The sequence below is a fragment of the Gordonia neofelifaecis NRRL B-59395 genome, assembly GCF_000192435.1.
GTDB lineage: Bacteria > Actinomycetota > Actinomycetes > Mycobacteriales > Mycobacteriaceae > Gordonia > Gordonia neofelifaecis.
In genome coordinates, this window is record NZ_AEUD01000003.1 from 185,018 (window position 1) to 210,671 (window position 25,654).

The 25,654-nt window shown below is 68.5% G+C and carries 22 protein-coding genes and 1 pseudogene; 20 read left to right on the forward strand and 3 right to left on the reverse strand.

All coding sequences use genetic code 11. The features are described 5' to 3' along the window. Nucleotides 1-3 precede the first annotated feature (3 nt). The gene (hisG, locus tag SCNU_RS04960; RefSeq protein ID WP_009678264.1) at nt 4-852 is read left to right on the forward strand and encodes an ATP phosphoribosyltransferase; all 849 of its coding nucleotides are present in this window, start codon (nt 4-6) and stop codon (nt 850-852) included. A gap of 21 nt (nt 853-873) precedes the next feature. Here the strand turns inward: hisG and SCNU_RS04965 are convergent, their stop codons facing one another. Continuing rightward, a complete protein-coding gene (locus SCNU_RS04965) occupies nt 874-1,731 on the reverse strand; it encodes a thioesterase family protein (protein WP_009678265.1) in 858 nt (285 codons plus the stop codon). Between the two features lie 105 nt (nt 1,732-1,836). On the opposite strand from SCNU_RS04965, the gene SCNU_RS04970 reads away from it, so the two are divergent. The 14 genes and pseudogenes from SCNU_RS04970 (at nt 1,837) to SCNU_RS20975 (ending at nt 18,986) form a co-directional block, all read left to right on the forward strand. Continuing rightward, nucleotides 1,837-2,667 (forward strand): tRNA (adenine-N1)-methyltransferase, encoded by an 831-nt coding sequence (locus tag SCNU_RS04970; RefSeq protein ID WP_009678266.1) that lies wholly within the window; start codon nt 1,837-1,839, stop codon nt 2,665-2,667. Between the two features lie 32 nt (nt 2,668-2,699). Next, nucleotides 2,700-4,379 (forward strand): proteasome ATPase, encoded by a 1,680-nt coding sequence (gene arc / locus SCNU_RS04975; protein WP_009678267.1) that lies wholly within the window; start codon nt 2,700-2,702, stop codon nt 4,377-4,379. Nucleotides 4,380-4,492: 113 nt separating this feature from the next. Further along, nucleotides 4,493-7,111 (forward strand): FHA domain-containing protein, encoded by a 2,619-nt coding sequence (locus tag SCNU_RS04980; protein ID WP_009678268.1) that lies wholly within the window; start codon nt 4,493-4,495, stop codon nt 7,109-7,111. 48 nt (nt 7,112-7,159) lie between these two features. Beyond that, nucleotides 7,160-8,665 (forward strand): depupylase/deamidase Dop, encoded by a 1,506-nt coding sequence (gene dop / locus SCNU_RS04985; RefSeq protein WP_009678269.1) that lies wholly within the window; start codon nt 7,160-7,162, stop codon nt 8,663-8,665. Between the two features lie 115 nt (nt 8,666-8,780). Next, nucleotides 8,781-8,972 (forward strand): ubiquitin-like protein Pup, encoded by a 192-nt coding sequence (locus tag SCNU_RS04990; protein ID WP_006894932.1) that lies wholly within the window; start codon nt 8,781-8,783, stop codon nt 8,970-8,972. After that, the gene (gene prcB / locus SCNU_RS04995) at nt 8,969-9,826 is read left to right on the forward strand and encodes a proteasome subunit beta (protein ID WP_009678270.1); all 858 of its coding nucleotides are present in this window, start codon (nt 8,969-8,971) and stop codon (nt 9,824-9,826) included. Before SCNU_RS04990 ends, prcB begins: the two co-directional genes overlap by 4 nt. Then, nucleotides 9,823-10,565 (forward strand): annotated as a pseudogene (gene prcA, locus SCNU_RS05000) (proteasome subunit alpha). Before prcB ends, prcA begins: the two are co-directional and overlap by 4 nt. A 5-nt stretch (nt 10,566-10,570) precedes the next feature. After that, the gene (gene pafA, locus SCNU_RS05005) at nt 10,571-11,929 is read left to right on the forward strand and encodes a Pup--protein ligase (protein ID WP_009678272.1); all 1,359 of its coding nucleotides are present in this window, start codon (nt 10,571-10,573) and stop codon (nt 11,927-11,929) included. Nucleotides 11,930-11,945: 16 nt separating this feature from the next. Next, nucleotides 11,946-12,929 (forward strand): helix-turn-helix transcriptional regulator, encoded by a 984-nt coding sequence (locus SCNU_RS05010; RefSeq protein ID WP_009678273.1) that lies wholly within the window; start codon nt 11,946-11,948, stop codon nt 12,927-12,929. Continuing rightward, nucleotides 12,926-13,888, forward strand: a complete 963-nt coding sequence (locus tag SCNU_RS05015; protein WP_009678274.1) for a helix-turn-helix transcriptional regulator — start codon at nt 12,926-12,928, stop codon at nt 13,886-13,888. Before SCNU_RS05010 ends, SCNU_RS05015 begins: the two co-directional genes overlap by 4 nt. 130 nt (nt 13,889-14,018) lie before the next feature. Continuing rightward, the gene (tatA, locus tag SCNU_RS05020; protein ID WP_009678275.1) at nt 14,019-14,279 is read left to right on the forward strand and encodes a Sec-independent protein translocase subunit TatA; all 261 of its coding nucleotides are present in this window, start codon (nt 14,019-14,021) and stop codon (nt 14,277-14,279) included. Nucleotides 14,280-14,294: 15 nt separating this feature from the next. Then, a complete protein-coding gene (tatC, locus tag SCNU_RS05025; RefSeq protein ID WP_009678276.1) occupies nt 14,295-15,302 on the forward strand; it encodes a twin-arginine translocase subunit TatC in 1,008 nt (335 codons plus the stop codon). Nucleotides 15,303-15,305: 3 nt separating this feature from the next. Then, complete coding sequence (locus SCNU_RS05030; RefSeq protein WP_009678277.1) at nt 15,306-18,047, forward strand: DEAD/DEAH box helicase; 2,742 nt, start codon at nt 15,306-15,308, stop codon at nt 18,045-18,047. A 63-nt stretch (nt 18,048-18,110) separates the two neighbouring features. Continuing rightward, a complete protein-coding gene (locus SCNU_RS20975; protein WP_009678278.1) occupies nt 18,111-18,986 on the forward strand; it encodes a DUF4333 domain-containing protein in 876 nt (291 codons plus the stop codon). Between the two features lie 64 nt (nt 18,987-19,050). On the opposite strand, the gene SCNU_RS05040 is transcribed toward SCNU_RS20975, so the two are convergent. Beyond that, nucleotides 19,051-19,971 (reverse strand): 5'-3' exonuclease, encoded by a 921-nt coding sequence (locus SCNU_RS05040; protein WP_040517756.1) that lies wholly within the window; start codon nt 19,969-19,971, stop codon nt 19,051-19,053. 57 nt (nt 19,972-20,028) lie between these two features. Here SCNU_RS05040 and SCNU_RS05045 point away from each other — a divergent pair, with 57 nt between their 5' ends. Continuing rightward, nucleotides 20,029-21,147, forward strand: a complete 1,119-nt coding sequence (locus SCNU_RS05045) for a M24 family metallopeptidase (protein ID WP_009678280.1) — start codon at nt 20,029-20,031, stop codon at nt 21,145-21,147. Nucleotides 21,148-21,691: 544 nt separating this feature from the next. Here the strand turns inward: SCNU_RS05045 and SCNU_RS05050 are convergent. Further along, the gene (locus SCNU_RS05050) at nt 21,692-22,093 is read right to left on the reverse strand and encodes a pyridoxamine 5'-phosphate oxidase family protein (RefSeq protein WP_009678281.1); all 402 of its coding nucleotides are present in this window, start codon (nt 22,091-22,093) and stop codon (nt 21,692-21,694) included. Nucleotides 22,094-22,173: 80 nt separating this feature from the next. On the opposite strand from SCNU_RS05050, the gene SCNU_RS05055 reads away from it, so the two are divergent. The 4 genes from SCNU_RS05055 to SCNU_RS05070 are packed head-to-tail and all read left to right on the forward strand — an operon-like array spanning nt 22,174 to nt 25,652. Next, entirely contained in the window at nt 22,174-22,923 is a 750-nt protein-coding gene (locus SCNU_RS05055) for a decaprenylphospho-beta-D-erythro-pentofuranosid-2-ulose 2-reductase (RefSeq protein WP_476620528.1), read from the forward strand. After that, on the forward strand, nt 22,920-24,134 hold the full coding sequence (locus SCNU_RS05060; RefSeq protein ID WP_040517758.1) for a bifunctional cobalt-precorrin-7 (C(5))-methyltransferase/cobalt-precorrin-6B (C(15))-methyltransferase: 1,215 nt from the start codon (nt 22,920-22,922) through the stop codon (nt 24,132-24,134). Before SCNU_RS05055 ends, SCNU_RS05060 begins: the two co-directional genes overlap by 4 nt. After that, on the forward strand, nt 24,131-24,904 hold the full coding sequence (cobM, locus tag SCNU_RS05065; protein ID WP_009678284.1) for a precorrin-4 C(11)-methyltransferase: 774 nt from the start codon (nt 24,131-24,133) through the stop codon (nt 24,902-24,904). Before SCNU_RS05060 ends, cobM begins: the two co-directional genes overlap by 4 nt. Further along, nucleotides 24,897-25,652: a cobalt-precorrin-6A reductase gene (locus SCNU_RS05070; RefSeq protein WP_040517760.1), complete on the forward strand. Its 756-nt coding sequence runs from the start codon at nt 24,897-24,899 to the stop codon at nt 25,650-25,652. The genes cobM and SCNU_RS05070 overlap by 8 nt, the downstream gene beginning before the upstream one ends. Nucleotides 25,653-25,654: the final 2 nt, after the last annotated feature.

Consider the following 25,654-nt stretch of genomic DNA (forward strand, 5'->3'; position numbering starts at 1 on the left):
CGCATGTTGCGCGTCGCCGTCCCGAACAAGGGCGCACTGTCCGAAGCCGCTGCCGGAATCCTCTCCGAGGCCGGTTACCGCAAGCGGTCGGACCCCAAGGACCTCAACGTCATCGACGTCAACAACGACGTCGAGTTCTACTTCCTGCGCCCCAAGGACGTCGCGATCTACGTCGGCGCAGGCACCCTCGACCTCGGCATCACCGGCCGGGACCTGGCGGGTGATTCCGGTGCCGAGGTGATCGAAGAGGTCGCGCTCGGCTTCGGCTCGTCCGTGTTCCGCTACGCGGCGCCCGCCGATCAGGAGTGGACCGTCGACGACCTGGCAGGCAAGCGGATCGCGACCTCGTACCCGAACCTGGTGCGCCGCGACCTCGCTCGGCGCGGACTCGAAGCGGAGATCATCCGACTCGACGGTGCCGTCGAGATCTCGATCCAGCTGGGTGTCGCCGACGCCATCGCCGACGTCGTGGGCACGGGTCGCACTCTGCGATTGCACGGCCTCGCCGCGTTCGGCGACTCGCTGTGCGACTCGGAGGCGGTGCTCATCCGCAATCCGGAGTCGGCCGAGGCCACGAAGGCCGCGAAGCAGTTCATCGCCCGGGTCCAGGGCGTCGTCTTCGGTCAGCAGTACGTAATGATCGACTACGACTGCCCGAAGGAGCTGCTGGATCAGGCCGTTGCGATGACGCCGGGCCTCGAGTCCCCGACGGTCTCGCCGATGCTCGACCCCGAGTGGCTGGCAGTGCGGGCGATGGTGCCGCGCAAGTCGCACCAGTCGCTCATGGATGATCTGTCCGAGCTCGGCGCCCGTGCCATCCTGGCCTCCGACATCCGCTCCTGCCGCTTCTGATCCCCCTGAGGGCGACGACGGCTATCCCTGTCGCGCGATCATGTCGGTCTGCGCCGACCGCCCGAGGAAGCCGGTGACGTCGTACAGGTCGGCGAAGGTCGCGCCGTAGCCGCGGGCACCGATGGCGAGGTCGGCGTCCAGACCGAGCCACGGTGAGGTCGGCTGACCGACCAGGTGCACCGTGGTATCCATGTTCATCCACGACCACTCGGTCGGGTCGAGTCGCGTACCGACGCCGTTAGCGACGTCGAGCACGGTGAAGATCGATTCGAGATCCGACATCTCCTCGCCTTCGACCAGCGGAATCGCCGGGCGGATCCAGAGTGCGGGCGTCTTGCCGTTACGCCCGGACTGGCGGGCGGTCACCGTGGTGCCGATGAACCCGACCTTGCCCCACGCGACCGCGTCGTCGTCCTCCGTCGGGAAGCCGATCGACTGACGGAGCTCATCGGGCGACGCGGGGAGCGCAGCCACCGGTGCGCTGACGACGGCCGCGGAATCGGCGGCGAGCAGTCGCCACGCCACCGATCGTGCGACGAGCCGGAAGTCGCCGCGCTGAGTCTGGGCTTCGAGATCGGCCTGGATCATCGAGATCCGCTTCCCGGGCCGCGGGATCGAGGTACGGACGCGGTTCACGCCGAGGCCCACCGGACCGATGATCTCGGTCGTGATCCGGCTGAACTCCTGGCCGTCGTCCGGTGCGGCACGCAGCATGGCTCGCATCAGCAGACCGGCGGGCGGCCCGCCGTGCTGCATGTCCTGCGACCACACGCTCGCGGTGGCGAGCGTCGGCTGGAAGTACTCGTAGCTGTCGTCGGCGCCATCGGGCACAGCGATCGGTTCGTAATAGCAGCTGTAAGGCACCTCGTTCACGTCCATACGGGCACTCTATGACAAGGTTGTCAGAGCACTTCTCGGACGTCCGCCGTTGCGCGTCGACTGTCCGTTCCGGCGTGCCGAACCGAGACGAAGGACAACTCCACGATGGCGACTACCGGCCCGTTCGTCGTAGGCGATCGCGTACAGCTCACCGACTCGAAGGGACGCAAGTTCACCGTCGTCCTGGAAGAGGGCAAGCAGTTCCACACCCATCGCGGCGGCATCCTGCACGACGATCTGATCGGCAGCCCGGAGGGTTGCGTCGTCGAGGCGACGTCGGGCACGCAGTACCTCGCGCTGCGACCGCTGCTCACCGACTACGTGGTGTCGATGCCGCGCGGCGCACAGGTGATCTATCCGAAGGACTCGGCCCAGATCGTCGCCGAAGGGGACATCTTCCCCGGCGCGCGCGTCCTCGAGGCCGGTGCCGGGTCGGGTGCGCTGACGTTGTCGCTGCTGCGCGCGGTCGGCAGCGAAGGCTCGGTCCTGTCGTACGAGGTCCGCGAGGATCACGCAGAGCACGCGGTTCGGAATGTGGAGACCTTCCTCGGCGGCCACCCCGACAACTGGACGCTGAAGGTCGGGGACCTCGTCGATCACGATCCGGCGGAGCAGTTCGACCGCATCATCCTCGACATGCTCGCACCGTGGGACTGCCTCGACGTGGTCTCGAAGACTCTGCGACCGGGCGGTGTGCTCACGGTGTACGTCGCCACGGTGACGCAGTTGTCGAAGGTGATGGAGGGATTGCGCGAGCAACAGTGCTGGACTGAGCCGCGCGCCTGGGAATCCTTGGTCCGGGAGTGGAGCGCAGTCGGGCTCGCGGTGCGCCCCGAGCACCGCATGCAGGGACACACGGCGTTCCTCATCACCGCTCGACGACTCGCCGACGGCACGGAAACGCTTCGGGTGCAACGGCGTCCCACACGCGGGTAGCGTGGACAACACCCCCCGGCAAAGGAGACACGATGACTGAGTCCGAGCGTTCGCCCAGCAGCAGCGTCGAGTTCTCGACCATGCAGCAGCGCGTCGAGAGTCTCACCGTGCGGAACAGCAAGCTGACCGAGATGCTCAAGGAGGCGCGGCAGCAGCTGATCGCCCTGCGCGAGGAGGTCGACAACCTCGGTCAACCGCCGAGCGGATACGGCGTGCTGCTTCAGGTGTGCGACGACGACACCGTCGACGTCTTCACCTCCGGCCGGAAGATGCGCCTCACGCTGTCGCCGAACATCGAGGTCGATTCGCTGCGCCGCGGCCAGTCGCTGCGGCTCAACGAGGCGCTGACCGTCGTCGAAGCCCTCGACTACGACTCCGTCGGCGAGATCAGCACGCTCCGCGAGGTCCTTGCGGACGGTCGGCGCGCGCTGGTCGTCGGCCACAGCGACGAGGAGCGGATCATCCAGCTCGCCAAGTCGCTGATCCACGTCGACGACGGCGGCGAGGCCGGCCGCAAGCTCCGTCCGGGCGACTCGCTGATGATCGACGGCAAGGCGGGTTTCGCGCTCGAGCGCATCCCGAAGGCCGAGGTCGAGGATCTGGTGCTCGAAGAGGTGCCGGACGTCGACTACGAGGACATCGGCGGTCTGCGTCGGCAGATCGAGCAGATCCGCGACGCGGTGGAACTGCCGTTCCTGCACAAGGATCTGTTCCACGAGTACTCTCTGCGGCCGCCGAAGGGCGTTCTGCTGTACGGACCGCCCGGATGCGGTAAGACGCTCATCGCTAAGGCCGTCGCCAACTCGCTGGCGCGGAAGATCGCCGAGGCGCGAGGCGACGACGCCGCGCACGAGGCGAAATCGTACTTCCTGAACATCAAGGGCCCGGAGCTGCTCAACAAGTTCGTCGGCGAGACCGAGCGGCACATCCGGCTGATCTTCCAGCGCGCCCGCGAGAAGGCGTCCGAGGGGACTCCGGTCATCGTCTTCTTCGACGAGATGGACTCGATCTTCCGCACCCGCGGGTCCGGCGTCTCGTCGGACGTGGAGACCACCGTCGTTCCGCAGCTGCTCAGCGAGATCGACGGCGTCGAGGGCTTGGAGAACGTGATCGTCATCGGTGCGTCGAACCGCGAGGACATGATCGACCCCGCCATCCTCCGACCCGGCCGCCTCGACGTGAAGATCAAGATCGAGCGCCCGGACGCCGAGTCGGCGATCGACATCTTCTCGAAGTACCTGACACCGGAACTGCCGGTGCACCCGGAGGATCTCGCCGAGTTCGACGGCGACCGTCAGAGGTGCATCGACGCGATGATCCAGCGGGTCGTCGAGCGGATGTACGCCGAGTCGGACGATAACCGTTTCCTCGAGGTCACCTACGCCAACGGCGACAAAGAGATCATGTACTTCAAGGACTTCAACTCGGGTGCGATGATCCAGAACGTGGTCGATCGCGCCAAGAAATACGCGATCAAGGCGCACCTGGACACCGGGCAGAGCGGCCTGCGGATCAGTCATCTGCTCGATTCGATCCTCGACGAGTTCTCCGAGAACGAGGATCTGCCGAACACCACCAACCCCGACGACTGGGCGCGGATCTCCGGAAAGAAGGGCGAGCGGATCGTCTACATCCGGACGCTGGTGACCGGGAAGACCGGTGGAGCGAGCCGGGCCATCGACACCGAGTCGAACACCGGGCAGTACCTCTGAGCCGTAACGTCGAACGCTGAACCGTCGGCGCGCCGCCCCGCGTATGCGGGACCGGCGCGCCGACGTCATTCCGTCGGTCGATCACCGCATCGGCGACGATAGAGTTACCCGCGATGAACACGACAGCAATCACGCCGCTGCAGGTCCGGGTCGCGGGGTCGCGCCCGCAGGTGGTGCGCAGCTCACCGGCCACGCTCGGCCGCATCCCGGACAACGATCTGGTGGTGAACCACCCGCTGGTCTCCCGGGTGCATCTGGCGTTCGAGTGGAACGGCGCCTGGAGCGTGACCGACCGCGGGAGCACCAACGGCTTCTTCGTCGACGGAGTCCGCCAGACGACGGTGCGGGTGGACCGCCCGCTGCAGATCCGGCTCGGTGATGCGACCACCGGTCCGACGGTGGACCTGAGTCCCCAGGGATCGGCAGCGCCGACGGTCGTGCCGACGGCGGCCACGACGCCGGTCCGGCAGCCCGCGCCACCTCAACCTCCCCAGCCATCGCCGCGCACGCCCCAGTCGGGTTCGATCCCGCAACAGGCACGACCGCAGATGCGACCGGCGGGCGGCCCACCGCCACCGGCGGCGCGCCCGGCGACCGCGCGGATGGGCGCACAGCAGCCGCCGGGCGGCTACCGCCAGGCACCGCCGCGGTTCGGCGCGCTGCCCGACGCACCGCACCTGGCAGCGTTGCACCAGAACGCGTCGGCGGTGTACGAGGTGCCCGGTGAACTCCGCGGCCGCGAGACCATCTCGCTCAAGGGCGTTCAGACGATCGGCCGCACACCGGACAACGACATCGTCGTCAGCGACGTTCTCGCGTCGCGGCATCACGCCCGGATGACGAGTACCCCGCAGGGCATGCTGCTGGAGGATCTGGGCAGCGTCAACGGGACGTTCGTCAACGGTCACCGGGTGATGGCCCATCGGCTCAGCGAGAGCGATGTCGTCACGATCGGCAACTCCGACTTCGTGCTCGCCGGCGGTCAGCTGGTCCGCGGCCGCCCGCAGGCACAGGTCGCGGGCGGGCTGGAGGTCACCGGCGTCGGTCTGACCATCGACGGCAAGGCACTGCTCAACGACATCTCGTTCTCGGCCGCGCCCGGCACGCTCACCGCGATCATCGGTCCGTCGGGTGCGGGCAAGTCGACGGTCTCGAAGATCGTCGCCGGGCTGAACAATCCGACCGTCGGTGTGGTGACGTTCGAGGGCCGCGGCGTCCACAGCGAGTACGAAGCCCTGCGTTCGCGCATCGGCATGGTGCCGCAGGACGATGTGCTGCACCAGAAGCTCACCCTGCGGCAGGCGCTGCGATACGCCGCGGAGTTGCGGCTGCCCGCGGACCTCTCGACCGCCGACCGCGATCAGGTGATCGACGGTGTGTTGTCGGAGCTGCAGTTGACCGAGCACGTCGACACGCGGGTCGACAAGCTCTCGGGCGGCCAGCGCAAACGCGCGTCGGTCGCGATGGAACTGCTGACCGGGCCGTCGTTGCTGATCCTCGACGAGCCGACCTCGGGCCTGGATCCCGCGCTCGATCAGCAGGTGATGAAGACCCTGCGCAGGCTCGCCGACGCGGGCCGCGTGGTGCTCGTCGTCACGCACTCGCTGACGTATCTCAGTCTGTGCGATCAAGTCCTGCTCCTCGCTCCCGGCGGTAAGACGTCGTTCTGCGGCGCACCGGGTGATGTCGCGAGCGAGATGGGTACGAGCGACTGGGCGGAGATCTTCGGCTATGTCGCCGACCAGCCGGATCAGGCGTGGGCGCAGTACCGGGGACGGCATCCGCAGCAGACGCCGCCTCCGCAGGCGCCGCCGCCCGGTCCGCCCGTGACACCGGTGAAGATGGGGTTGCTGAGACAGACCGGCACCGTCGCCCGCAGGCAGTTCCGGCTTGTGTGGGCCGACAAAGGCTATCTCGTCGTGCTGCTGGTGATGCCGATCGTTCTCGGCTTGCTCACCTTGGTGATCCCGGGCGACAAGGGATTCAGCCGAGCGGTGATGCCGCCGACGAACAACTACGTACCGCCGAAGGACCCCGGTGAGGCCCTCCAGATTCTGACGGTCCTGGTGATCGGTGCGGCGTTCATGGGCACCGCCCTGGCGGTCCGCGACCTGGTGGGCGAGCGGGGGATCTTCGAACGCGAACGCGCGGTCGGTCTGCGACCCGGTGCCTATCTCACGGCCAAGGTGCTGGTCTTCTCGCTGATGAGTGTGCTTCAGGTGGCGATCATGATCGGCCTCACCTACGGGCTCAGGGCGATGCCGAAGGCCGCCGACATCACCAAGCCGGGTGATTCCGAACCGCTGATCCCGCCGGCGGTCACTCTATTCCTGGCGGTCGCGACGCTGGCCTGCGTGAGCGTTCTCGTCGGCTTGGCGATCTCCGCCGCCGTCCGGTCCACCGAGCAGACGATGCCGCCGCTGGTGATCGTGGTGATGGTTCAGCTGGTGCTCTCGGGTGGTCTGTTCGCGATCGGTTCGGCATTCGTGAAGCCGTTGACGTGGATCTTCCCGACTTACTGGGGTTACACCAACGCCGCCCAATCGGTGAACCTCCCATGGATCGCCGACCAGGTGCCGCAGGTCAAGATCGAGGAACCCGGCGACGAGATGATGTATCCGCTCTGGCAACCGTCGGCGATGCACGCGCTGATCAGTTACGGCGCGCTCGTGGCGATCGCCGCGGTACTGACCGTGTTCATCTTCTCCCGTCTCCGCCTTCGGCGGCGGTGACGGGGCGCGAGGCGATGGACTCTCGCACCACGGCCTAGGCTGGAATCCATGCAGCGCATCATCGGAACCGAAGTCGAGTACGGCATCTCAGCTCCGGGCGACCCGTCCGCGAACCCGATCATGACCTCTACCCAGGCGGTTCTGGCGTACGCGGCCGCCGCGAACGTGCCGCGCCGCGACCGCCGCACGCGCTGGGACTACGAGGTCGAGTCGCCGATGCGTGACGCGCGGGGGTTCGACCTCGGGCGCAGCGGGGGACCGGCCCCGATCATCGACGCCGACGAGATCGGCGCCGCCAACATGATCCTGACGAACGGCGCCCGGCTGTACGTCGACCACGCGCATCCCGAGTACTCGGCACCCGAGGTCACCGATCCGCTGGACGCGGTGATCTGGGACAAGGCGGGGGAGCGGGTGATGGAGCAGGCGGCGCGTCACGTCGCCAGCGTTCCCGGTGCGCCCCGCCTGCAGTTGTACAAGAACAACATCGACGGCAAGGGCGCCTCGTACGGGACCCACGAGAACTACCTGATGCGCCGCGACACGCCGTTCGAGTCGATCGTCACCGGCCTCATGCCGTTCTTCGCGTCGCGGCAGGTGATCTGCGGATCGGGCCGTGTCGGGATCGGTCAGCGCGGTGAGGACGCCGGCTACCAGCTCTCGCAGCGCGCCGACTACATCGAGGTCGAGGTGGGCCTGGAGACCACCCTCAAGCGCGGCATCATCAACACCCGCGACGAGCCGCACGCGGATCCGGAGAAGTACCGCAGGCTCCACGTCATCATCGGCGATGCGAACCTGGCGGAGACCGCGACGTACCTCAAGGTCGGCACCACCGCGCTCGTCCTCGACCTCATCGAGGCCGGTGTCGATCTGTCCGATCTGGCGTTGGCGTGGCCGGTGGAAGCCGTCCACACCATCAGCCACGACCCGACGCTGCGTGCGACCGTCGCTCTGGAGAACGGCCGCGAGATGACGGGTCTGGCGCTGCAGCGGGAGTACCTCGATCGCGCCCAGCGCTTCCACGACGCGCACCACAGCGACGACGATCGCGCGGCGCACGTGCTCGCCACCTGGGCCGATGTCCTGGACAAGCTCGAGCGCGACCCGATGGAGTGCGCCCACCTGCTGGACTGGACGGCCAAGCTGCAGCTGCTCGAGGGCTTCCGCAACCGCGAGGGCCTCACCTGGTCGGCGTCGCGGCTGCATCTGATCGATCTCCAGTACTCCGACGTCCGCCTCGACAAGGGGCTCTACAACCGGCTCGTCGCGCGCGGCTCGATGCAGCGGATGACGACCGAGGAGCAGGTGATGAGGGCGGTCGAGACACCGCCGGAGAGCACCCGCGCCTACTTCCGCGGCGAAGCGGTCCGCCGGTTCGGCGCGGACGTCGCCGCCGCCAGCTGGGACTCGGTGATCTTCGACCTCGGACGCGACTCGCTGGTGCGGATTCCGATGCTGGAGCCCCTGCGGGGCACGGCCGCACACGTCGCCGAACTGCTCGAGACCGCCGAGTCCGCCGCCGATCTGGTGGACCGGCTCACCGCACCCTGACAGCTGGAATCGCTCCGGCCGCAAGAAGATCCCGAACGGGACCGCCGCGTCGGCCACGCGCGGGGGTCGCCCACCGGTAGGGTTGAAGTCACAACTCTCTTCACAGGAGGCGAACATGGCGCAGGAGCAGACCAAGCGGGGCGGCGGCAGCGACGATGACGACGCGATCGGCGGCGGTGCGGCCGGCCAGGAGCGGCGGGAGAAGCTCACTGGCGAGACCGACGATCTGCTCGACGAGATCGACGACGTCCTGGAGGAGAACGCCGAGGACTTCGTCCGCGCCTACGTTCAGAAGGGCGGCCAGTGACGGCGGTGCGAGGCCACTCGGTACCGGGCGAGGCGGGCGCGGGCGGCATCTCGTCGTTCACCGAGTACCTGCGCGTACACGCACCTGATCGCTTGCCGCAGAACATGACGGTCGCGAACGGCTCCGTCGAGCAGATCCCCCACGGCACGACCATCGTCGCGGTCGGCTACCCGGGTGGCGTGATCCTCGCCGGCGACCGGCGAGCGACGATGGGCAACCTCATCGCCACCCGGGACGTCCAGAAGGTCTACGTGACGGACGAGTTCACCGCGGCCGGCATCGCGGGAACCGCGGGCATCGCCATCGAGATGGTCCGGCTCTTCGCCGTCGAACTCGAGCACTACGAGAAGATCGAGGGCGTGCCGCTCACGCTCGACGGCAAGGTCGCGCGACTGGCGACGATGGTCCGCAGCAATCTCGGGGCCGCGATGCAGGGCCTCGCCGCGGTACCGCTGCTCGTCGGATTCGACGCCGAGGGCGATCCGGACGATCGCGGCCGGATCTTCTCCTTCGACGTCGCGGGCTCGCGGCACGAGGAGACCGCGGGTTACGACGCGATCGGTTCGGGTTCGGTGTTCGCGAAGTCGTCGCTCAAGAAGCTCTATCGCGGGGACCTGACCGCGGCCGAGGCGCTCGCGACCGCCGTCGAGGCGCTGTACGACGCGGCCGACGACGACTCGGCGACCGGTGGACCGGACCTGGTGCGCCGGATCTTCCCGACCGCCGCGCGCGTGACGGCGGACGGAGCCGACATGGTCGCGGAGTCGGAGATCGAGGCCGCCGCCGAATCGGTCGTCGCCAGACGCCGCGACGCAGCGACGTCCGGACCCGGAGTGACAGGGGAGCGCGGATGACGTTTCCGTACTACGCCAGCGCCGAGCAGATCATGCGGGACCGCTCGGAGCTCGCGCGCAAGGGCATTGCCCGCGGCCGCAGCGTCGTCGCGCTGACCTACGCCGACGGCGTGCTGTTCGTCGCGCACAATCCGTCCAACACGCTTCGCAAGGTCAGCGAGATCTACGACCGCATCGGGTTCGCGGCCGTCGGCAAGTACAACGAGTTCGAAGGGCTGCGGAAGGCCGGCATCCAGATGGCCGATCTCCGCGGGTACAGCTACGACCGCGCCGACGTGACCGGACTGTCGCTGGCGAGCGCCTACGCCAACACCCTCGGTGCGGTGTTCACCGAGCAGGCGAAGCCGTTCGAGGTCGAGCTCTGCGTCGGCGAGGTGGCCCGCCCAGGCAAGAGCACGCCGTCGCAGCTGTACCGCATCGGCTACGACGGCTCCATCGTCGACGAGACCTCGTTCATCGTGATGGGCGGCAGCACCGAGCCGATCAATGCCGCGATGAAGGACGCCTACCAGCCGGACCTGCCGCTCCCCGCCGCGCACCGGCGCCTCGGCGCGCGACCGCGCGGGCGGTACGCGCGCTGTCCGCGCCGGCGGAGCAGACCAACGGCGACAAGGAGACCGCGGCCGCCGCGCTGACCGGGGCGGACGTCGAGGTCGCGATCCTCGATCGGAATCGTCCGCGGCGCGCATTCAAGCGGCTGCGCCGCACCGACATCACCGGCTATCTCGAACAGGAGTGAACGCCGTGGAACGACGGATCATGGGCATCGAGACCGAATTCGGTGTCACCTGCACATTCAAGGGGCAGCGACGCCTGAGTCCAGACGAGGTGGCCCGCTACCTGTTCCGCCGGGTGGTCGCCTGGGGACGGTCGTCGAACGTCTTCCTGACCAACGGCGCGCGACTCTACCTCGACGTCGGCTCTCATCCGGAGTACGCGACCGCCGAGTGCGACTCGGTCGCACAGCTGATCGCGCACGACCGCGCCGGTGAACGGATCCTCGAGGAGTTGCTCGTCGACGCCGAGGAGCGGTTGGCCGCCGAGGGCATCGGCGGTGACATCTACCTGTTCAAGAACAACACCGATTCCGCGGGCAATTCATACGGCTGTCACGAGAACTACCTGGTGAGCCGGGTCGGGGAGTTCGGCCGCGTCTCCGACGTGCTCCTCCCGTTCCTGGTGACCCGGCAGCTGATCTGCGGCGCGGGGAAGGTGCTGACGGTCGGACACGAGGCGAGGTACTGCCTCTCGCAGCGGGCCGACCACATCTGGGAGGGCGTCTCGTCGGCGACCACCCGCTCGCGGCCGATCATCAACACCCGGGACGAGCCGCACGCCGACGCGGAGAAGTATCGGCGGCTCCACGTGATCGTCGGCGACTCCAACATGTCGGAGACCACCACCATGCTCAAGGTGGGATCGGCGCTGCTGGTTCTGGAGATGATCGAGTCGGGGATCTCCTTCCACGACTTCGCGCTCGACAACCCGATCCGCGCCATCCGCGACATCAGCCACGATCCCTCCGGACGGCGGGAGATCCGGCTCGCCGGCGGCCGCACCGCGACGGCGCTGGCCGTCCAGCGCGAATACCACGCCCGGGCGGTGCAGCATCTGGCGACGCGCACCCCGGATCCGACGCTGGACCGGGTGGTCGACCTGTGGGGACGGGTACTCGACGCGGTCGAGAGCGACGACTACAGCGGCGTCGACACCGAGATCGACTGGGTGATCAAGCGGAAGCTGCTGCAGCGCTACCAGGACCGGTACTCGATGGAGCTCACCGATCCGAAGATCGCGCAGCTCGACCTCGCGTATCACGACATCCGTCGAGGCCGCGGAGTGTTCGATCTGCTCTCGCGCAAGGGACTCGCGGCGCGGGTGACGACGGACGAGGAGATCGACGCGGCGACGTCGACCCCACCCCAGACCACTCGCGCGAAGCTTCGCGGCGACTTCATCACCGCGGCGCAGAAGGCCGGACGCGACTTCACCGTCGACTGGGTGCACTTGAAGATCAACGATCAGGCGCAACGGAACGTCCTCTGCAAGGACCCGTTCCGCAACGTCGACGAGCGCGTCGATCGGCTGATCGCGTCGATGTAGCACCTAAAGTGGACACGTGACCGCGAAGAACGAGCGACTTGTCAACCTCGTCGTCTGCCTGATGTCTGCCCGAACCTTCGTGCCCGCGGTGTACATCCGTGCGAACGTCAACGGCTACATGGAGTCCGAGCAGAGCGCCGACTCGTTCAAGCGAATGCTCGAACGAGACAAGGCCCTGCTGCGCGAGATGGGCATCCCGGTCGAGACCGGCCGCAATCCCAGCGGCGAAGAGGGCTACCGCATCGATCCGGACCAGTACGCACTGCCGGAGATCACACTCGACCGCGCCGAGGCGGCGGCGATCGCCGCTGCGTCAGCGGTGTGGCGCGAGCCCTCGGTGGCCGCCGTCTTCCAGACCGCGGTGCTCAAGCTGCGCGCCGCGGGCATCGAAGTGGTGCCGGACGACGAGGTCGGTGTCCTGCAGGAGGGATCGGCACGGTCGCTCGGTGACGAGCGGGCGATCACCGGACTGCTGTCGGCGATCGACGTCGGCCAGCCGGTGACCTTCACCCACCGGTCGGCGCGTGGCCGGAAGACGCGAACCCTCGAACCGTGGGGCATCGCGGGCGGTCGCGGACGGTGGTACGTGACCGGCCACGACCGTGACCGCGATGCGGTCCGCACGTTCCGTATCTCGCGCATCTCCGACGTCGAGGCCTTCGAGGAGCCGGGGTCGGTGGTCGTGCCCGCGTCCGCGAACATCCAGGCGATCGTGAACGAGGCCGCCGACCTCGCCCATGCCGACGGCGGGGCGACCGCCGAGGTCTGGGTGGCCGTCGGCCGTGCACATGGGCTGCGGCGAATGGCGACGTCGGCCACGCCGCACCGCCTGGGTGACGACGACGGCGACCTGTTGACGATCGACATCACCTCCCGGTCGGGTCTGCGGCGGGTGGTGCTCGCGGCCGGTCCCGACGCCGTGGTTCTGTCTCCCGCGGATCTGCGGGCGGACGTGATCGCCGGGCTGGACGCATTGATCACGATGGAGGCGACCGCATGACCGGACCGAACCCGACGCGGTTGTCGCGCCTGCTCGCGATGGTCCCGTACTTCCTCGCCCGCCCGGGCATCAAACTCTCGACGGCGGCCGCGGACCTGGGACTCACGCCGAGCCAGCTCCAGTCCGACCTCGAGCAGCTGTACGTGTGCGGTCTGCCCGGCTACGGCCCCGAACACCTCATCGACATCCAGTTCTGGGACGGTTACGTCAGCGTCGTGTTCGCGGCAGGCATCGATCACCCCCTGCGACTGACCGGGCCGGAGGCGAACGTGCTGCTCATGGCCCTGAACATGCTCTCGGAGACGCGTGGTGCCGCCGAGGCGGACGCGGTCCGGAGCGCGATCGCCAAGATCGAGGAGGCGATGGGAAGCACCCATCGCGCGGTGAGCGCCGATGCCGTCGCCGTCGACGAGGAGCGTCCGGTCGACGCGGTGATCCGTCGGGCGATGGAGCAGCGGCGAGCACTGCGCCTGACGTACTACACAGCCAGTCGCGACGAGGTCACCGAGCGCACCGTCGATCCGATCCTGATCAAAGCCGTCGACGGGAACACCTACCTCGAGGCATGGTGCCGATCGTCCGAGGGCATCCGCCTGTTCCGATTCGACCGCATCGAATCGGCCGAGGAGACCGGGGAGGAGTCGCGACCGCCCGCCGATGTGGTCCCGCCGGAGCCGACGGGGTTCAGCGTCCTCACCGGAGAACTGCCCACGGCGCGCATCGAGATCGACCCGGACGCGGTGTGGCTTCTCGAGTACTACGCGGCCGAGGCGGACGAGGAACTCGCGGAAGAACCCGAGGGGCCGATCAGTGCCACGATCAGGTACGGCTCACCGCAGTGGCTGGCGCGATTTCTGCTCGGTTTCGGTGGCCGCGTGCGGTTGCTCGAGGACGTCGACGGCACCTCGTCCCTCGTCGCGACCGGTGCCCGCGCCGCGCGCGACCGCTACCGCGCGTAGGTCCGTGTCCGACCGGTCCGGCGAGCTTCTCGACAACCATGGGATAGCCACCGAAACCGGACCGCGCCGAAGCGGCGGTCGTTCGGTAGACTGGAGCACCGAGACTGATTTCCTTTCGAAGGGTTGAATTATGGGTGCGATGTCGCCGTGGCACTGGGCAGTCGTTCTGCTGGTGCTGGTGCTGCTGTTCGGCTCGGCGAAGCTCCCCGGAGCGGCACGCGGCCTCGGCCGTTCGCTGCGGATCTTCAAGTCGGAGATGCAGGAGATGCAGAGCGACGGCAAGTCGTCGAACACCGAGTCCGGCGAGGCCTCGCGGGAGCTGCCGTCGGCGCCGGAACAGGTCCCGGGTGCGGACGGTTCGCCGCAGTCGAACGACAAGAAGACGGCTTAGCCGCACACGACTGGGGTGCGCAAGCGATTCTCACTCGGTCGATTCGATCCTCGTCAACGACGAAGCAGGGTCAATCCCGACGGCTCGATGCCGTTGGCCGAGCATCTCTATGAGCTGAGGACCCGGCTCGTCATCTCGATGATCGCCATCGCGGTGACCACCGTCATCGGCTTCGTCTGGTACAGCCACGGACTCTGGCGTATCGAGTCGCTCGGCGAACTGCTGCGCGGGCCGTACTGCGATCTGCCCGCGTCGACGCGTGCCTCACTGACGCCGGACGGCGAATGCCGACTCCTGGCGACGGGTCCCTTCGACCAGTTCATGCTACGTCTGCAGGTGGCGCTCACCGCGGGTGTCGTGCTCGCGTGCCCGATCTGGCTGATGCAGATCTGGCGTTTCATCACCCCGGGCCTGCACAAGAACGAACGTCGCTACGGCATCGGTTTCGTGGTCGCCGCCAGCATCCTGTTCGTCACCGGAGCGGTGTTGGCCTACCTCGTGGTCTCGAAGGCGTTCCACTTCCTGCTCACCATCGGCAACGACGTTCAGGTCACCGCACTGGCCGGCGACCAGTACTTCAGCTTCATGCTGCACCTGCTCATCCTGTTCGGCATCAGCTTCGAACTGCCGCTGCTGATCATCGCGCTCAACTTCGTCGGCGTGCTCACCTACGAGCGGCTCAAGCGCTGGCGCCGCGGACTGATCTTCGCGATGTTCGTGTTCGCGGCCGTCGTCACCCCGGGCCAGGATCCGTTCACCATGCTCGCGCTGTCGGTGGCGCTGACCGTGCTGCTGGAGATGGCCATTCAGATCTCTCGGATTCACGACCGCCGCAAGGCCAAGAAGGATCCGGACTGGCTCAACCTGCCCGACGACCAGGCTTCGCCCCTGGGGTCCGACAGCGCCGATCCGGGTATCGCCGTGATCGACCGTCCGGCGCCCGTGGAGCCCGCCGGACCGATCGGTGCATCAGCGGATCGCAAACCCATTCGGACGCAAAGCGCATTCGATGACATCCTGTAGGGGATGACCACCCACGATCTTTCCGAGACCGGCCCGCAGCTGACTGCGTTCAGCGCCCGACTCGGCTTCTCCCTCGATCCGTTTCAGCACCGCGCGTGCCTCGCTCTCGAATCCGGGCAGGGGGTCCTGGTGTGTGCACCCACCGGCGCGGGTAAGACCATCGTCGGCGAGTTCGCCGTGCACCTGGCGCTCGCACACGGCACCAAGTGCTTCTACACCACCCCGATCAAAGCGCTCAGCAATCAGAAGTTCCACGATCTCGTCGACGTGCACGGTGCGGAGAACGTCGGGCTGCTGACCGGTGACAACTCGATCAACTCCGGGGCTCCCGTCGTCGTGATGACCACCGAGGTCCTGCGGAACATGCTGTACGCCGACTCCTCGGCACTGCGAGGCCTCTCGCATGTGGTGATGGACGAGGTCCACTTCCTGGCCGACCGATTCCGGGGCGCCGTGTGGGAGGAGGTGATCCTGGGCCTCGACCCGGCTGTCCGCGTCGTCAGCCTTTCGGCGACCGTCAGCAACGCCGAGGAGTTCGGCGACTGGATCACCACCGTCCGCGGCGACACCGCGGTGATCGTCGACGAGCACCGGCCGGTGCCGCTGCATCAGCACATGCTGGTCGCGAACCGGATGTTCGGACTCTTCGACCGCAAGCATCCGGGGCAGGTCAATCCCGAGCTGAATCGCTACATCAAGCATCGGCTCCTGTCCGACGACGCGGTCGGCGGCTACCGGGAACGCCTGGCCCGCGAACGGCGGCGGGGCGGCACCGGGATCTCCCGGCCGCGGTTGATCAGGCTGCTGGAGGAGAACGGGCTCCTGCCGGCGATCACGTTCATCTTCTCGCGCAAAGGATGCGACGGCGCCCTCGCGCAGTGCCTGCGCTCCGATCTGAATCTGCTCGAACCGCACCAGGTCCAGGCCGTCGACGCGATCGTCGACCGGCATCTGGAAGCGCTCGCGCCGGGCGACGCCGACGTGCTCGGCGTCGACGAATGGCGCGAAGGGCTGCGCCGCGGCTTCGCCGCGCATCACGCGGGTCTGCTGCCGACCTTTCGGCAGGCGGTCGAGGAGCTCTTCGTCGAGGGACTGGTGCAGGTCGTCTTCGCGACCGAGACCCTCGCGTTGGGCATCAACATGCCGGCGCGGAGCGTCGTCCTCGAACGACTGGTGAAGTACAACGGCGAGGCGCACGTCGACCTCACGCCGGGGGAGTACACCCAGCTGACCGGGCGGGCCGGCCGTCGCGGGATCGACGTGGAGGGACACGCGGTCGTCGTCTGGACACCGGAGGTCGTGCCCGACCGCCTGGCCGGGCTGGCCGGCGCACGGACGTTCCCCCTTCGGAGCTCGTTCGCGCCGGAGTACAACATGGCGATGAATCTGATCGACCGCCTCGGCGTCGAGGGGTCGCGCGATCTGCTGCGTCGGTCGTTCGCGCAGTTCCAGACCGACCGATCCGTCGTCGGCCAGGCCCGCCAGCTCGACCGTGCGCGACTGACATTGCGCAAGGTCGACGGCGAACTCGAGCACTCCACGGAACGTCATGGCCTCGCTCCCGAGGCCTTCCTCGAGTACGTCTCGCTCCGGGAGGACATCCGCAGACAGGAACGCGCTGCGAAGTTCGTCCGCCGGATGGAGGCGTCGGACGCGGTCTCCGAGGACCTTCTGGCGTTGAAGCCGGGACATGTGATCGGGCTCAACACCGGGAGGCACCGCGGGCTCGCGGTGGTGCTCGAACCGGCGGCGATCGACCGGGACCCGAAGCCACTGGTGCTGTGCGAGGACGGGTGGGTCGGACGCGTCGGAGTCCGGGACTTCGTGAACCCGCCGGAGGTGCTGGGGAACCTGCGGATCCCGAAGTCCGCGAATCGGCGCAGCGCACACGGTCGGCGCGACTTGGTCGCCATGCTGAGATCGAGTGGGATCGACCGCCCGCGTGGGCGCAACACCAAACGGAAGAAGCAGTCGGAGAGCGATCTGCGACTCGTCGAACTCCGCAATCGCCTCAAGAAGCACCCGGTGCACAAACTCGGCGGGATCGACGACCTGCACCGGCTCGCCGAGCGGCGTCACCGTCTGCTTCGCGACATCGACGGTCTGGAACGAGCCGTCGACGAGCGGACTGCCGCCCTGGAGACCGAGTTCGACGCGATCACCGGGGTCCTGACGGAACTGTCGTATCTGGAGACTGACGACGCAGGCGAACTGGCGGTGACCCCGACCGGTGCGGTGTTGCGGCGGATCTACTCCGAGAGCGACCTGCTGGTCGCCGAGTGCATCCGCGCCGGCATCTGGGATCGGTTGTCGCCGCCGGACCTGGCCGCCGTGGTGTCGGCGATGGTGTACGAGTCCAGACGGGATTCGTACACCGGCGGGATCGATTCGATGCCTGGAAACAAGGCGCTCCGCGATGCGCTCGTGGCGACCGTCGAAGTCTGGCACGCGACTAACGAGGTCCAGGAGCGGCACGGCGTCGTTCAGACGCGTGAACCGGACACCGGATTCTGCGTCGCGATCGGCGCGTGGGCGTCGGGAAGATCGTTGCGCGAGGCCCTTCTCGCCGCGTCGGAACGCGGACAGATGCTCTCGCCGGGCGACTTCGTCCGATGGAACCGCCAGGTCATCGACCTCCTCGAACAGGTGCGAGGCAGCGTCGAGCCCGAATCGAGTCTCGCCGAGGCCGCGCGGAAGGCTGTCAAGGGTGTTCGACGCGGTGTCGTCGCATCCGAATTGGATTGAATCCCTGCGGTAACGTGACACCAGCCAGCGCTCAGGGGCACTTTCAGAGGAGGAAGGCGCGACATGACGAACGGGAACGAGCCCACCGCTCCGGGACAGCCGGAGGACGAGAAGACCACGGTGGTGCCGCGCCCGGGTGCGTCGGAGACTCCGTCCGCAGGTGCACCGGATCCGGCCGCTGAGACGACGATCGTGACGCCGCCGGCGGCCGCCCAGGCGAGCCCGTGGCAGCAGGAGCAGTCCGCGGGTCCGACCGAGCAACTCGGTCAGCCGCCGATCGGCGCTCCGGCGTACGGTCAGGAAACGCCGGGAGCTCCTCCCCAGTACGGCCAGCCCCAGTACGGCGCCGGACAGCCGGCGCCCGGACAGTTCGTGGCGCCCGCTCAGTACGGTCAGCCGCAGACGCCGCCTGGTGCGCCCCAGCAGAATCCGTACGCTGCGGGGCCACCGGCGTACGGTCAGCAGCAGCCGTACGGTCAGGTCCCCGGCTCGCAGACTCAGTTCGGCCAATCGCAGTTCGGGCAGTCGCAGTACGGGCAATCGGGGCAGCTGAGCGGCGACCCGACGCTCAATCCGTACGCACCGCCGCAGGCACCCGCGTCGAAGAAGTCGACCGGCAAGATCGTCGGAATCGTCGTCGGCGTGCTGGTGCTGATCGCCGCGGTGATCGCGTTGACGGCCTTCGTGTGGCCGAAGTGGGCGAGCAAGGACCTCAACCAGTCCGCGGTGCAGGACGGCGTGACGAAGATCCTCACCACCCCGGAACCCGAGGGATACGGTTTGAAGGACGTGACCTCCGTCGACTGCCCCAGCGGCCAGAAAGTGGAAACGGGACACACGTTCACCTGCTCGGTGAAGGTGAACGGTGAGAACAAGCACGTCACGGTCACCGTCAAGGACGACAGCGGGACCTACGAGGTCTCTCGGCCCACCAACTGACTCGGTCGACGACCTGCGCGAATCGATGAGCTGACGCGCCCGGCGGAGGGATCCGCCGGGCGCGTCACCATTCGAGGGCCTTGGCGAGCCGGCCGATGCTCGCGTCGATCCCGAGCTCGTCGACCAGCCGGTCGAGGCCGGCGCGATCAGCGGGGGCGGGCGGCAGGGCATCGGAGTCGGTGCTGTCGATCGTGTCGGCATCGGTGCGCACCGCGACGACCGTGCGGGCGGCCGCGAGGTACTCCACCGAGTTGAGGATGGAGTTGCGGGCGCGCGTCGGCACCGGCGCCGTCGGGTCCCCGGCCGCAGATTCGAGAGCGTCGAGGCTCGCGAACTGGGTCAGCAGTTTCGCTGCGGTCTTCTCGCCGATTCCGGGAACGCCGGGGAGTCCGTCGGACGGATCGCCGCGCAGGATCGACATCTCGGCATAGGCGACGCCCGCGCGGTCGACAGGCACCCCGTACTTCGCTGAGACCTCCTCCGGTCCCATCAGTTCCGCCTTCGCCAGACCGCGACCGACGTAGAGCACCCGAACCGGCACGGGATCGTCGGCGACCACCTGGAGCAGATCACGGTCGCCGCTGACGACGAGGACGTCGTCGACCGCTTCGTGGAACGCGAGGGTGCCGATCACGTCGTCGGCTTCACAGCCCCGGGCACCGGAGGTGGCGATGCCCGCACATCGAAGGACGTCGAGGATCATGTCGACCTGCGGAGTGAGGGTGTCGGGTACCTCCTCCGCGCCGTCGCCTTCGGCCGCGACTCGATGCGCCTTGTAAGACGGGATCAGCTCGGTGCGAAACGCGGGCCGCCAGTCCAGATCGAGGCAGACCACCAGACGGGTGGGCCGATGGGTGGTGACCAGCGCCGCGATGGTGTCGACGAAACCTCGCACGGCATTGACCGGTCGACCGTCGGGTGCGGTCATCTTCTCCGGCAGTGCATAGAACGAACGAAACCACAGACTCGCGCCGTCGAGGAGCATCACCGATCCGGTCATGATCATCACCTTGTCACACCCGTCGTGAAATACGCTTGGCGCATGGCCACCAGATTCGACTCCGACGTCTACGCCCGCCGCCTCGAGCGAGCGGCAGAACTCACTCACCGAGCAGGATTCGACGCGATCGTCGTCGGCACCGGACCGGACTTCCGGTACCTCACCGGGTCCGCGGCCGAGACCTTCGAACGCCTCACCGTGCTGGTGATTCCGGCACGGGGCCGGGCTCGCGTCGTGACCGCCCGTCTGGAACTCGCGGCGCTCCGGGACTCGGCGATCGGCGATCTCGGACTCACCGTCGCCGACTGGGTGGACGGCGAAGATCCGTATGCGTTGGCCCTCGACGGGCTGGGAGGCGATGCGCGCCTTGCAGTTTCAGACACCTTGCCGGCGCTGCACCTGATCCCGGTCGCGCAGCGGACGACCGTCGCCCCCGTTCTCGCGACCCCGGTCCTACGGGAGCTGCGGATGATCAAGGACGCCGCCGAACTCGATGCGCTCCGGCGTGCGGGCGCGGCGATCGACCGGGTGCACGCGCGGATGGGTGAGTTTCTGAAGCCGGGCCGGACGGAGGCCGACGTCGCCGCCGACATCGACGCGGCGATTCGGGCCGAGGGACACACGCATGCCGAGTTCATCATCGTGGGCTCGGGTCCGCACGGTGCCGATCCGCATCACGAGCAGTCGGAGCGAGTGATCGGGGTCGACGACGTCGTCGTGATCGACATCGGCGGACCGGTGGAACCCGGCTACAACTCCGACTCGACGCGCACCTACTGCTTCGGCGAGCCCCGAGCCGACGTCGCGGAGGCGTACGCGGTCCTCGAGCGTGCCCAGGCCGCCGCGGTCGCCGCCGTGCGTCCCGGCGTGACCGCGGAGAGCATCGACGCGGCGGCGCGGAACGTCCTCGCCGACGCCGGGCTGGGCGAGCGGTTCATTCACCGCACCGGTCACGGCATCGGCCTGTCGGTGCATGAGGAGCCGTACATCGTCGCCGGGAACGACGACGTCCTGCGCGAGGGGATGGCCTTCAGCGTCGAACCCGGCATCTACTTCGGCGGCGACTGGGGCGCCCGGATCGAGGACATCGTCATCGTCACTGCCGACGGCTGCGAGCCGGTGAACTCCCGCCCGCACGGATTGGTGGTGCTGCCGGGCTAGCCGTTCCAGGATGCGGTAGGGGGCCGGTAAGGCAGGTCCTGCATTTCCTCTGGTCACGCTCGGTCGCTCAAAGGCTGTGAGCCGCTCCCAGGTTGGTCGAGCAGCCCGCGAACGGAGTGAGCGAGCGTGTCGAGCCTCAAGGGGCTGCGCCCGACGCGTTTGTGCGAAGGTCCGCCCCAGCCTGGCCTGCCGCCCCCAGGCCGATCGAGTAGCCCCGGCGCGCAAGCGCCGCGGCGTATCGAGATCCCCACGTCGTCTCGATACCCCCGTCACTTCGTTTCTCGCTACTCGACAACCCTGGAGTCATCACCAGCGGAAATACTGGGCCTTCCTTAAAGATCCGCACGCTGACGGACTAGGGCTGTCGTTTGGTGCCACCAGGAGACACCAAACGACAGCCTTGATCTCGTCGCTCACTTTGTTCGTGCCTGACCTGCAGAAATACCGGACCTTCCTGACAGACTCGCCCGCTGACAACGCAAGTCTCGAGACGCTCGCTCACTCCGTTCGCGGGCTACTCGAACCGACCTGCGGTCCATGACGCTCAGGCGAACATGCCTGCCGACCCCATCGCCCGGTCGACGTCCATCTCGATGACCACGCGGCGCGGGTTCGGCTTCGGCGTCCGGTAGCGGGCGGCGTAGCGGGCCTCGGCGTCGGCGACGGACGCGGCGTCGCGGCGGACCGTGACGGGGCCTTCCAGCGTGAGCCAGCGCGGACCGTCGACGTGAGTGAGCGCCGCACGACCGCCGCGGTCGGCGTTGCGGACCTTCTGCGAGCCCTCGAACGTGATCACCCGAGCCTTGGCCGTCGCCTCGTCGAACGTGAAGCCGACCGCGACCACATGAGGCGTCCCATCGGCGCGGGTCGTCGCCAGTGTCGAGAGGTGGTACTCGGTCAGCATCTGCAGCGCATCGGCGGAGAGATCGGCGGCGGTTCGGCTCATAGCGCCAACGGTATCGGCCGGGCACCGGTACGACCGACCCGGCCACGACACCCGCCGAGGCGACCGGCGATACTGGGTCGGTGGGAACGATCGTGGTCTTCGGTGGGCGCAGTGAGATCGGCGTGGCGACGGCGAGTCGCCTCGCGGCCGGGCACCGGGTGGTGCTGGCCGCTCGCCGACCCGACGATCTGGCGCAGGAGTCCGCAGCTCTGCTGGCGGCGGGAGCGACGTCGGTCGACACCGTCGAGTTCGACGCCGACGACATCGCCTCTCATCCCGCGCTGATCGATTCGCTGTTTCAGCGCGACGCGCCGATCGACGTCGCGATCGTCGCGTTCGGCATCCTCGGCGACGCGGCCCGATCGGAGACCGACGTCGAGCACGCCCTGCAGATCGCGCACACCGACTACTACGCGCAGATCAGCGTCATGACTCCGCTCGCGGTCGCATTGAGGAGGCAGGGCGCGGGCACGATCATCGCGTTCTCGTCGGTCGCCGGCGTCCGCGTCCGACGCGCGAACTACGTCTACGGCTCCACCAAGGCCGGGCTCGACGGCTTCGCGAGCGGCCTCGCCGACGCACTTCACGGCACCGGGGTGAACCTGCTGCTGGCGCGGCCCGGGTTCGTGATCGGGTCGATGACCCGCGAGCTCATGGACTCGGGTGTGAAGCCCGCGCCCTTCTCCCGCACCGCCGACCAGGTGGCCGACGCCGTCGCCAAGGCCTACCGCAGGGGCCGGGGCGAGGTATGGATCCCCGGCGTGCTCCGGCCGATGTTCTTCGGCATGCGACTGCTGCCTCGTGCGGTGTGGCGAAGGCTCCCGCGATGACGCGGTTCGTCGTCGTCGGCATCGGCGCGGACGGGTGGCCGGGGCTCAGCGGCCGGGCGCGGGACGCACTCGCCGACGCCGCGGTCGTCTACGGTTCGGCCCGCCAGGTGTCGCTGATCGACGGACATGTCGCGGGACGTGCGGTTCCTTGGACCTCGCCGATGTCCGACCACCTGCGTGATGTGCTGGCGGACCGAACCGAGCCGGTCGTCCATGTGCTGGCCAGTGGCGATCCGATGTTCCACGGCATCGGTACCACCATCGTCAACGCCGTCGGACGCGACCGGGTGACGGTGATCTCGGCGCCGTCGAGCGTGTCACTGGCCGCGGCGGAGCTCGGCTGGGATCTGGCGACGACCGTCGTCGTCAGCACCGTCACCGCGCCGCCCGAAGCCGTCGTGCCGGAACTCGGCGACGGTGTGCGGCTGCTCGTTCTCTCGCGCGACGGGTCGACGCCCGCCGCACTCGCCGCGCTCTGCGACGATCACGGTTTCGGGCGGACCGGCGTGACGGTGCTGGAGAACCTGGGGGGAGGCGGGCAGGCGATGCGGAGCGGCACCGCGTCCGAGTGGGACCGCACGCCGTGCGCACCGTTGAACATCGTCGCCCTGGACTGCCGGGGGCCCAGCGCCTCGCGTGCCCCGGGACTACCGGACGGCGTCTACGTCAGCGACGGCCAGCTCACCAAGCAGACCGTTCGGGCCCTGACGGTGTCGGCGCTGCGCCCGGCGGCCGGCCAACTGCTGTGGGACGTCGGTGCGGGTTCGGGGAGCATCGGCATCGAGTGGCTGCGCGCGACGCGGGACGGCCGGGTCGTCGCCTTCGAAGCCGATCGGGATCGGGCGGTGACCGTCAGACGCAACGCCGAGCGCCTGGGGGTCGGGCATCGACTGACCCTCGCGGGCTCGGTCCCGCAGGCGTTCGCCGCGGCACCGTCGCCGGACACCGTCTTCCTCGGCGGCGGCGCGGACCGCACGGTCCTCGACGACGCGTGGCGCGCCCTCGCCCCCGGCGGACTGATCGTCGGCAACGCCGTCGCGATCGAGACGCAGCAACTGTTCGTCGACGCCCACGCGCGGCTCGGCGGATCTCTGACCAGGATCTCGGTGGAGCGAGCCGCGCCCCTCGGCACCATGTCGGCGTGGCGGCCGGCACTGCCGATCATTCAGTGGGCGGCCGTGAAAGACGCTGCAACACAGGAGGACTCGTGACCGTCTATTTCATCGGCGCCGGTCCCGGCGCGGCCGACCTGATCACCGTCCGAGGCGCCGAGATCCTCGGCCGCTGCCACGTCTGCCTGTACGCGGGCTCGCTGGTGCCCGAGGAACTCCTCGACCGGCTGCCCGCGGGTGCCGAGGTGGTGAACACCGCGAAGATGCCACTGACTGAGATCGTCGCCCGACTGGCGCGGGCCGACGCCGCCGGACACGACGTCGCACGACTGCATTCGGGCGACCTGGCGCTGTACTCGGCGCTCACCGAGCAGCTCCGGCGACTCCGCGAGCTCGGCGTCGACTACGAGCTGGTGCCCGGTGTCCCGGCCTTCGCGGCAGCCGCGGCCGCGCTGGACACCGAGCTCACCGTGCCGGGCGTCGGCCAGAGCCTGCTGGTCACCCGCGTCTCGACGCTGTCCACCGACATGCCGCCGGGGGAGGACCTCGCCTCTCTTGCGCGCAGCGGCGTGACGCTCGCGCTGCATCTGGCCGCGCACCGGACAGCGCAGATCGTCGACGAACTCGCTCCCCATTACGGACCGGACTGTCCGACCGCGACCGTCGCGTTCGCCTCCCGACCCGATCAGCGGATCGTGCGGTGCGCGCTGGCTGACCTGCCCGCGGAGCTGGCCGCTGCCGGAATCACCAAGACGGCGGTAATCTTCGTCGGTCGCGTCCTCGACGCCGACGCCCAGCCGGCACTCACCGACAGTTACCTGTACTCCCACGCCCGGATGACCAAGCTCCGTGCGGACCGCGATGCCTGAGGTCCGGGTTCTGATCCTCGGCGGCACCGGCGAGGCTCGCGCCGTCGCCCGTCTGCTGGACGACGCGGGCGTCGACTTCGTGACGTCGCTGGCGGGGCGGGTGGCGAACCCCCGGCTGCCGGTCGGTGAGGTACGGGTCGGCGGCTTCGGCGGGGTGGACGGGCTCGCCGATTGGATCGCCGCCAACGGCATCACGACGGTTCTCGACGCGACACACCCGTTCGCCACCCGGATCACGCCCAATGCGGTCGCCGCCGCCACCCGGGCCGGTGTGCGTTATCTGCGTCTGGCACGACCGCCGTGGACACCGGCCGCGGCGGACCGATGGGCCGTGGTTTCGGACATCCGGGCGGCGGCCGGGGCCGTCGCCGATCGCGGCGGCCGGATCTTCCTCACCACCGGCAGACAAGACGTCGCAGCCTTCGCCGACGTCTCGGACGCCTGGTTTCTGATCCGCGTCGTCGACGAGCCCGACGGGCCGCTGCCGCCGAGGTCTCGCGTGCTCCGCTCGCGCGGGCCCTACGACATCGCCGGGGAACGTGCACTGCTGCGTGAGCACGCCATCGACGTCCTGGTCACCAAGAACAGCGGCGGCGAGATGACGTCGGCGAAGCTGCGCGCCGCGGCCGAACTCGGCATCGAAGTCGTGGTGGTCGAGCGTCCCGCCGAACCGGAGGGAATAGATCGGGCCGCGACCCCGGAGGAGGCCCTGGCGATACTCGTCAGGGACGCGACCGCGACCGGCTGACC

Coding starts and splice junctions, on each gene's coding strand:
- hisG (WP_009678264.1), top strand. CDS start 4: ATGTTGCGCGTCGCCGTCCCGAACAAGGGCGCACTGTCCGAAGCCGCT.
- SCNU_RS04965 (WP_009678265.1), bottom strand. CDS start 1,731: ATGGACGTGAACGAGGTGCCTTACAGCTGCTATTACGAACCGATCGCT.
- SCNU_RS04970 (WP_009678266.1), top strand. CDS start 1,837: ATGGCGACTACCGGCCCGTTCGTCGTAGGCGATCGCGTACAGCTCACC.
- arc (WP_009678267.1), top strand. CDS start 2,700: ATGACTGAGTCCGAGCGTTCGCCCAGCAGCAGCGTCGAGTTCTCGACC.
- SCNU_RS04980 (WP_009678268.1), top strand. CDS start 4,493: ATGAACACGACAGCAATCACGCCGCTGCAGGTCCGGGTCGCGGGGTCG.
- dop (WP_009678269.1), top strand. CDS start 7,160: ATGCAGCGCATCATCGGAACCGAAGTCGAGTACGGCATCTCAGCTCCG.
- SCNU_RS04990 (WP_006894932.1), top strand. CDS start 8,781: ATGGCGCAGGAGCAGACCAAGCGGGGCGGCGGCAGCGACGATGACGAC.
- SCNU_RS05015 (WP_009678274.1), top strand. CDS start 12,926: ATGACCGGACCGAACCCGACGCGGTTGTCGCGCCTGCTCGCGATGGTC.
- tatA (WP_009678275.1), top strand. CDS start 14,019: ATGGGTGCGATGTCGCCGTGGCACTGGGCAGTCGTTCTGCTGGTGCTG.
- SCNU_RS05030 (WP_009678277.1), top strand. CDS start 15,306: ATGACCACCCACGATCTTTCCGAGACCGGCCCGCAGCTGACTGCGTTC.
- SCNU_RS20975 (WP_009678278.1), top strand. CDS start 18,111: ATGACGAACGGGAACGAGCCCACCGCTCCGGGACAGCCGGAGGACGAG.
- SCNU_RS05040 (WP_040517756.1), bottom strand. CDS start 19,971: ATGCTCCTCGACGGCGCGAGTCTGTGGTTTCGTTCGTTCTATGCACTG.
- SCNU_RS05045 (WP_009678280.1), top strand. CDS start 20,029: ATGGCCACCAGATTCGACTCCGACGTCTACGCCCGCCGCCTCGAGCGA.
- SCNU_RS05050 (WP_009678281.1), bottom strand. CDS start 22,093: ATGAGCCGAACCGCCGCCGATCTCTCCGCCGATGCGCTGCAGATGCTG.
- SCNU_RS05060 (WP_040517758.1), top strand. CDS start 22,920: ATGACGCGGTTCGTCGTCGTCGGCATCGGCGCGGACGGGTGGCCGGGG.
- SCNU_RS05070 (WP_040517760.1), top strand. CDS start 24,897: ATGCCTGAGGTCCGGGTTCTGATCCTCGGCGGCACCGGCGAGGCTCGC.